At 73.0% G+C, this 6525-nt stretch carries 5 protein-coding genes; all 5 read left to right on the top strand.

Annotation, left to right across the window (positions count from 1 at the left end; all coding sequences use genetic code 11):
* Positions 1-489: Gfo/Idh/MocA family oxidoreductase (locus Vau01_RS39505; protein ID WP_204004652.1), on the top strand; the 489-nt coding region annotated here is incomplete at its 5' end.
* A 27-nt stretch (positions 490-516) separates the two neighbouring features.
* Positions 517-1782, top strand: coding sequence for a DUF6365 family protein (locus Vau01_RS39500; protein ID WP_204004649.1), 1266 nt, complete (start codon positions 517-519; stop codon positions 1780-1782).
* Between the two features lie 78 nt (positions 1783-1860).
* Positions 1861-2928 (top strand): methyltransferase, encoded by a 1068-nt coding sequence (locus Vau01_RS39495; protein WP_204004647.1) that lies wholly within the window; start codon positions 1861-1863, stop codon positions 2926-2928.
* Positions 2925-4592: an FAD-dependent monooxygenase gene (locus Vau01_RS39490; protein WP_239152216.1), complete on the top strand. Its 1668-nt coding sequence runs from the start codon at positions 2925-2927 to the stop codon at positions 4590-4592. Before Vau01_RS39495 ends, Vau01_RS39490 begins: the two co-directional genes overlap by 4 nt.
* 28 nt (positions 4593-4620) lie before the next feature.
* Positions 4621-6519, top strand: a complete 1899-nt coding sequence (locus Vau01_RS39485) for a KedN5 family methylcobalamin-dependent radical SAM C-methyltransferase (protein WP_204004644.1) — start codon at positions 4621-4623, stop codon at positions 6517-6519.
* Positions 6520-6525: the final 6 nt, after the last annotated feature.

Raw genomic sequence — 6525 nt, 5'->3', positions numbered from 1 at the left:
GCCGGCGGTGCCGGCGGTGCGGGCGCGGCCGGCGGTGCCGGCGGTGCGGGCGCGGCCGGCGGTGCCGGCGGTGCGGGCGCGGCCGGCGGTGCCGGGGCGCACGCGACCCTGGTGCTGAGCCGGGTGCTGCCGGCGAGCCCGTACCACCGCTACCACAACCAGCTCGACCTGGTCGGGACCCGCGGCACGCTCGCCTACACCTCCGACCGGCCGATGGAGGTGGTGCTCGGCCGGCAGGGGAGCGGCCCCGAGGTGATCCGCCCGGCCGGGCCGGACGTCGGCGACGCCGAGACCGGCTCGTTCCCGGAGCTGATGGCGGTGACCGACTGGTCGGCCGACCGGCAGGTGGCCGACCTGCTGGCCACGGTCGAAGGGCGCCGGCCGCCCGGCGTGCCCGACCTGACCGACGGCCACCGGGCACAGGCGGTGCTCGACGCCGTGGCCCGGGCGGCGCGCACGCGCACGTGGGTCGACTGCGCAGACGCCTGAATCACCGCTTTCGCGAGGAGCTGGGAAATGCGACTGCTGTACTTCGTGCTGACTCCGCAGGGCCTCGGCGAGGTGGTGATCGCGCTGTCGCTGGCCCGGCAGTTGGAGCCGGCCGGCGCGAAGAGCCACTTCGTCGTGCTGCCCGGTGCCGAGGCGATGCTGCGCGAGAGCGGCCACCCGTACACGGTGGTCGAACCGTCGATGGGCGACGCCCTGTACCCGGTCGTCGACGACCTGGTCGCGCAGTTCCGGCCGACCGGGCTGATCCTCGCCGACTACTTCACCTACTGGGTCATCGCGGAGGGACAGTTCCACCTCGACCCCTGGTTCATCTACCGGTACGGGCTGCCGGTGATCCCGGTGGACCAGTGGGAGTGGGACCGCACCGACTTCACCATCGACATCGCACCCGGCCTGCGCCGGCCGGTGAACCCGAAGCTCCTCGACATGCCGGCCCGGCTGCACCCGGTGCCGTTGTCGCACCTGGAACGTCGGGGAGCCGGGTACCCCTACCGGCTGCTCGCCGAGACCGACCGCATCGGCGCGGCGCGGCGCCGCGAGGTGCGCGGGTCGCTGGGCATCGACGACGGTGACCGGATGGTGCTGCTGCCCATCTCCGGCTGGCAGCAACCGTCGGGCCGGCCGGCGCACGACTCGGTGGTGCGGCTGGCCACGCACACGCCGGACCTGCTCGCCGGCTATCTGCGCCAGCTACCGGCCGGCACGCACTTCGTCCTCGTCGGAAACGTTCCCGACGCGCTGCGCGGCCTGCCGGCCGGGCGGACGCACGCGCTCCCGCCGTGCTCGGCGCGGCGGTACTCGGCGCTGCTCGGCGCCGCCGACGCGGTGGTGGCGCTGACGCCGCCGGCCATGACGCTGCTGCGCTCGGTGTTCGCCGACGTCGCCGGACTGGTGCTGACCAACCGCTACACGGTGGCCGCCGACGGCGACGCCGACCGGCTGGACGCCGAACTGGGCGGGCTCGGCCCGACGGTGCGCGGGTGGCTGGACCGGGTCGGCCCGGTGCACCCGTTCCGGCTGTGGCCGATGTCCTTCTTCGAGTTCATGCGCCCGCTGCTGGCCGCGAACCCGTTCCTGGACGCGGTCTCCCACGCCGAGATCCTCGACGAGGCGGGTGTGGTCGCCACGCTGACCGCGCTGCTGTACGACCGGCCGACGCAGGACCGGATGGCCGCCGCCCGCGACCGTTACGCCGCCGCGGTGGCCGCGCTGCCCGACACCGTCGACGTGTTCGCGGCGGCGGCCCGCGCGGCCGGACTGCGGATGCCGTAGCCACTTCAAGCGGGGTTCGAGGGTCCGTCAAGAGCGGGGGTCGACCGTGGGCGTGGCCAGCCGACGGGAGGACTTCGCATGACACAGCCACCGGTGGGCGCGGCAGCGGCGAACGAGACGCCGACGCCCGCGCTCGCTCTGTACCAGACGCTCACCGCGCACCAGGCGTCCAGCGCCGCGCACGTGGCGGCCAAGCTCGGGATCGCCGACCATGTCGCGGCCGGCGTCCGCGACCACCGGGCGCTCGCCACGGCGACCGGCACCCACCCGCCCTACCTGCTGCGCCTGCTGCGGCTCCTGGTCAGCACGGGGATCCTGGCCGAGCCGGCGCCGGACACGTTCGAGCTGACCCCGATGGGCCGGCACCTGCGCACCGACATCCCCGACTCGCTGCACGCCATGGCGATGTTCCTGGCGGGCCCGGGCAACCAGCACCGCTGGTCCGGGCTGGCCGAGTGCGTGCAGGAGGGCCGCTCCGCGTTCTCCCGCAGCGGCGCCGCGGACCCGTTCGCGCAGATCCCGCCGCAGATGCTGGAACTGCTGCGCAAGGCCATGGTGTTCTTCGCCACCTACACCGCCGGGGCGGTCGCGCAGGCGTTCGACTTCGGCCGCGCCGGCACGGTGGTCGACGTCGGCGGCGGGCAGGGCCTCGTTCTCGAGGCGATCCTCCGCTCCGCGCCGACGACCCGGGGCATCCTGTTCGACCTGCCCGACATGGTGGCGACGGCGAACGAGCGGATCGCCGCCGTCGGGCTGGCCGACCGGTGCGAGACGGTCGGCGGTGACTTCTTCGCCTCGGTGCCCACCGGCGGCGACGTCTACCTGCTGAACAACGTCATCCACGACTGGGACGACGAGCACAGCGTCGCCATCCTGACCAACTGTCGCAAGGCGATGCGCCCGGACGGCGTGCTGCTGCTGGTCGAGGGCGTCTACCCGGCGCGGGTGGACGCGTCGGCGACCAGCCAGATCGCGACCCGGGGCGACGTCAACATGATGATCAACACCGGTGCGGCGGAGCGGTCCGAGGAGGACTTCCGGGCGCTGCTCGCCGCCGCCGGGTTCACGCTGACGCGGGTACGCCCGATCCGTCCACAGTGGAGCGGCGTGCACTCGTCCAGCATCGTGCAGGCGGCGTGCGAATGAGCGCGGACCGGGAGCGACCGCCGGAGCACGACGAGCCGGTCCTCGTCGTCGGAGGCGGCACCGTGGGACTCAGCGCCGCCGTCGCGCTGGCGCGGTACGGCGTCACGCCGCTGGTGGTGGAGCGGCATGCGGGAACGTCCATCCATCCGCGGGCCACCGGCGTGCAGCCGCCGGCCAAGGAGTTCTTCCGCAGCATGGGCCTGGCCGAGCGCATGCGGGAGGCCAGCGCCGACCTGGCGCCGAGCCGTTCCAAGATCGATATCACCTCGCTGGCCGGCGACGACCTGGGCACCGTGCCCCGGGTGCCGACCCCGCCGCCGGCGATGGTCGAGGTGACCGCGCGGATCAGCCCCACCGACGCGGGCCCGTGCGCGCAGGACCAGATCGACGGCGTGCTGCTGGAGGCGGCCACCGCCGCGGGCGCCCGGGTGCGGTTCGGCACCGAACTGGTGGACGTCGTGCAGGACGCCGACGGGGTGACCGCGACCGTCCGCGAGCGGGAGAGCGGGCGCCGGTACCGGGTCCACGCGAGGTACCTGGTGGCCGCCGACGGCTCCGCCAGCCGGGTCCGCGACCTGCTGGGCATCGGGATGACCGGGCCGCGCAAGCTCAGCCGGCCGATGATCAACCTGCTCTGCCGCGTCGACCTGGCGGACCTGGTGCGGGGGCACGAGTTCGCCTTCGCCGAGGTGCGCAACCCGGCGTTCGAGGGGCTGCTGCTGACGATCAACAACCGGGACCGGTGGGTGTTCCACCTGACCTACGACCCGGACCGGGAGACCGCGGACGACTACCCGCTGCGGCGGTGTGAGGACCTGGTGCGGGCCGCGATCGGCCTGCCCGACGCGCCGGTGGAGGTGCTGGCCCGACTGCCCTGGCAGATGTCGGCCCGGGTGGCCGACCGGATCCGGGAGGATCGGATCTTCCTGGTGGGCGACGCGGGGCACGTCATCCCGCCGGTCGCCGCGTTCGGCATGAGCACCGGCATCGCCGACGCCTACAACCTCGCGTGGAAACTGGCCCTGGTGGTGACCGGCCGGGCCGGCCCGCGGCTGCTCGACAGTTACGAACCGGAACGGCTTCCGGTGGCCCGCCTGACGTGCGAGCAGGCACTGCTCCGCTTCCAGCACCTCGACGTGCACTTCGACGCCGCCCGGGCGCGGGAGCGGACCCGGCTGCGGATGGCCGACCCGCTGGTGACCGGAATCGGCTACCAGTACGTGTCCGACGCCGTGGTGGACCCGCGAGCGGAGCTGCCCTCGCTGGAGGACGTCGAGCGCAACCTGGACGGCTCGCCGGGCAGCCGGGTGCCGCACGCCTGGCTGGACCGCTCCGGCCGGCAACTGTCCACTTTGGACCTGGCCGGCACCGGCTTCGCCGTCATCGCCGGTCCGGACGGCGCCGACTGGTGCGACGCCGCACGGTCGCTCGCGGCCCGCACCGGCGTGCCGCTGACCGCCCACCGCGTCGGCGCCGACGGGCTCACCGACCCGGGCGGGCGGTGGCCGGCCACCGCCGGTCTGGAACCGTCCGGAGCGCTGCTGGTGCGGCCGGACAACTTCGTCGCCTGGCGCTCGCCGGGCCCGTCTCCCGAGCCCGGAGCCGTTCTGGAACGCGCTCTGGGCCAGATACTCGACCGCGCCGCGCTCGCGCTCACGCGCTGACGCAGCCCGATGGGAAAGGCCGTGATTCATGTTGGAGGTTCGCCTGGTCCAGCAGGGCGCCTGGGACATGCCGCTCGACTCGATGCCGCTGGCCGCCGGCTACCTCAAGGCGACCCTCGACGCGGATCAGGACCTCGCCGCGGAGGTCCACTCGTCGATCCGTAACTTCCGCGGCGGTGAGGCGCTCACCGACATGGCGGCCACGCTGTTCCGTCACGGCGCGCCCGACGTGCTGGCGTTCTCCGTCCTCGGCTGGAACTACCGCAACTTCGGCTGCCTCGCGGAGACGTTCAAGCAGCTCAACCCGCGCGGCGTCGTGGTGTTCGGCGGCAACCACGTGGCGTACCAGGCCGAGCGGGTGTTCCGCGACTTCCCGGTGGTCGACGTGGTGGTCAACGGCGAGGGCGAGTTCATCTTCCGGGACCTGGTCACGTACCTGCTGGAGCACCCCGGCGAGCTGCAGCCGGCCGGGGTGCAGGGACTGTCCTACCGGCTGCCCGACGGCTCGGTGCACACCACGCCCGACCGGGAGCGCATCGCCGACCTCGACATCATCCCGTCGCCGTTCCTGGCCCGGTCGTTCCCGATGACCGACCACGCCGGCCGGTTCCGGTACGACGTGGCGTTGATGGAGACCAACCGGGGCTGCCCCTACAAGTGCGCGTTCTGCTACTGGGGCGGCGCGGTCGGGCAGAAGGTGCGGGCGTTCTCCCCCGACCGGCTGGCCGAGGAGCTGGACATCTTCGGGTTCCACCAGGTGCCGACGGTGGTGCTGTGCGACGCCAACTTCGGGTTGCTGGAGACCGACGAGACGTTCGTGGAGACGCTGATCAAGACGCGGGAACGGCACGGCTTCCCGCGGGCGCTGGAGACCAGTTGGGCGAAGAACAAGTCGGCCCGGTTCGCCAAGATCGTCTCCGAGCTGAAGCGGCACGGCTTCAAGAGTTCGTTCACCCTGGCCCTGCAGACCCTCGACGACCAGGCGCTCACCGACATGGCCCGCAAGAACATGCGGGTCAACCAGTGGGAGAGCCTGGTCACCTGGCTCGCCGAGGAGGGCCTGGACTGCTACGCCGAGCTGATCTGGGGCGCGCCCGGCGAGACGCCGCAGTCGTTCCTCGACGGGTACGACCGGCTGGCGGCGCGGGTGTCGCGGATCGCGGTGTATCCGTTGCTGCTGCTGCCGAACACCTCCTACACCGAGCGCCGCGACCAGCACGGCTTCGTGACCATCCGCGGCGAGTCCGACGACTTCGAGTACGTGCTGGCCAACCGCAGCGCGACGCTGACCGAGCACCTGGCCATGCAGCGCTTCGTGTTCTGGGCCCGGGTACTGGGCGAGAACCAGTACCTGCGGCACGTGTGGCAGCCGGTCCGGGACCTGACCGGGCGCACGCAGTCCGAGCTGATCCGCAGCCTGGTCGACGCGTTCGAGGCGGCGACGGACCCGGTGGTGGTCGAGTTCCGGGAACGGATCCCGGTGCTCGCCGAGTCGCCGGCGATCGCCGCGGCGCTGCGGGCCCTGTTCACCCGGCCGGAACTGGAGGAGGTGATCCAGGCCTGGTGGCGGGACGAGATGGTGCCCTCCTTCCCCTCGGCGTGGCGGGTCTTCGCGCACGAGCTGTATGTGTACGAGGCGTCCTGCCGGCCCCGCTACGTGCTTCCCGGCGAGCAGCCGCCGCCGGGGTGGCGACTGTCCGATGTGGACGGTGAGCCGACGTACGTCAGCGAGCCGCGCCGGTTCTCCTCCGACCTGGCCCGCGCGGTCGCCGAATGGGCCGGTCCGCAGACCCGGCCGCCGGCCCGCGAGCCGGTCGAGTACGTGTTCCACGCGCGCCCGGGTTTCTTCGAGCACATCGACAACCACGAGACCGGTGCGCACTACCAGGGGCTGCCGATCGCGGTGACCGCGCCGGTGGCCGCGTGAACGGCG

Source organism: Virgisporangium aurantiacum, from assembly GCF_016863635.1.
GTDB classification, from domain to species: Bacteria; Actinomycetota; Actinomycetes; order Mycobacteriales; family Micromonosporaceae; genus Virgisporangium; species Virgisporangium aurantiacum.
This window is presented reverse-complemented; position numbering and strand designations above follow the sequence as displayed.

Excerpts from the sequence above, each read along its gene's own strand:
- Vau01_RS39500 (WP_204004649.1), top strand. The coding sequence starts at position 517 with ATGCGACTGCTGTACTTCGTGCTGACTCCGCAGGGCCTCGGCGAGGTG.
- Vau01_RS39495 (WP_204004647.1), top strand. The coding sequence starts at position 1,861 with ATGACACAGCCACCGGTGGGCGCGGCAGCGGCGAACGAGACGCCGACG.
- Vau01_RS39490 (WP_239152216.1), top strand. The coding sequence starts at position 2,925 with ATGAGCGCGGACCGGGAGCGACCGCCGGAGCACGACGAGCCGGTCCTC.
- Vau01_RS39485 (WP_204004644.1), top strand. The coding sequence starts at position 4,621 with ATGTTGGAGGTTCGCCTGGTCCAGCAGGGCGCCTGGGACATGCCGCTC.